This window comes from Sebaldella sp. S0638 (assembly GCF_024158605.1).
Lineage (GTDB): Bacteria > Fusobacteriota > Fusobacteriia > Fusobacteriales > Leptotrichiaceae > Sebaldella.
This window is the reverse complement of sequence record NZ_JAMZGM010000254.1, coordinates 1-1,357: the sequence shown is the minus strand read 5'-3', so window position 1 is coordinate 1,357 and position 1,357 is coordinate 1. Positions and strand designations below refer to the sequence as shown.

At 31.3% G+C, this 1,357-nt stretch carries 1 protein-coding gene; it reads left to right on the top strand.

What is annotated here, in order from left to right:
- Positions 1-71 precede the first annotated feature (71 nt).
- Positions 72-1,357 (top strand): hypothetical protein (locus tag NK213_RS20070; protein ID WP_253352652.1); only part of this gene is annotated, 1,286 nt, incomplete at its 3' end.

Sequence of the window (1,357 nt, the reverse complement as noted above, 5' to 3'; positions counted from 1 at the left end):
CTTAAATATCTTGAAGAGGAAAAAGAAGGCACAAAACAGACAAAACTTTCAGATATCCTGGAGGAAGAAAAATGACAGTATCATCATTAATAGAAACAAGGCAAAAGATATTTAAAAAATATAACAGTATAGAAAAAGACAGAGAATTTACTAATGCAGTAGGATTAGAATTTCATAGTAATAAGAATCTGGCCAAAGAATTAAATAGTAATTACTTCCAGTTAATAGAACTGATATTTAGGATAAGGGATAAAGAAGGAAAATTAGTTCCATTCTTTTTAAATGATGAACAGAAGAGATTTATTAAAACATTTAACCAGGAATACCAAAAAGGAAAATCAGTAAAAATATTAATATTAAAATCAAGACAACAGGGTTTTACAACATTAATTACAGCAATACAGCTATGCATGCTTTTATGTAAAAAGGGATTTAAAGGAACGACAGTGGCGCATCTTAATGAAGCTACCAAATATATATTCAACAGTAAGGCAAAGGATATGTATGAAGAAATACCGGATACCCTAAAGTACGAACCAAAAAGAAGTAATGCCAAGGAAATAGTAATACAAAATACTGGTAGTTTTTGGAACTGTTTTACGGCAGGAAGTAAAGATTCGGCGAGATCATCTACATTTAATTTTATCCATGGAAGTGAGAGAGCCTTTTGGAAAAATGCTCTAGCCAATAAAGCCTCAATAACATCAGCTCTAGCTCCTAATAGTATTGAAATATATGAGACAACAGCTAATGGTTACAATGATTTTAGAGATGAATGGCAGGATGCAGTAAAAGGAAATACAGACTTTATTCCATATTTTTCGTACTGGTTCAGACAAAAAGAATACACAGCTGAATTTGAAAGTGTAGATTTAAAAAGTGAATTCATATCAGCAGTAAAATCAGGGGAAAGATATAAGAATGTAGATAGTAAGTTTATGAAGTTTCTAAATGAGATACTAATTAATGAAAATCTTGAATATGAGCAGATATACTGGTATTTCAAGAAAAAACAGGAGTTAAAAGATTTACTCTACCAGGAATATCCAAGTAATCCGGAACAGGCATTCTTAGCAAGTGGTACACCATACTTTGATATCCAGCTACTCTACATAGAAAAAGAAAAACTAAATAATACAGTACCGCTGGAAAATATAAGAGATGAAATACATATATATGAATATCCGCAAAAAGGTCATGAATATGTAATAGGAAGTGATGTGGCAGAAGGACTGGAAGAAGGAGATAAATCAACTTTTGTAATAATAGACAGAGAAACCAAAAAGACAGTAGTAACAGCAGAGTATACAGTAAAACCGGATGAACATGGAAATATTCTGTATAAATATGCATCAGA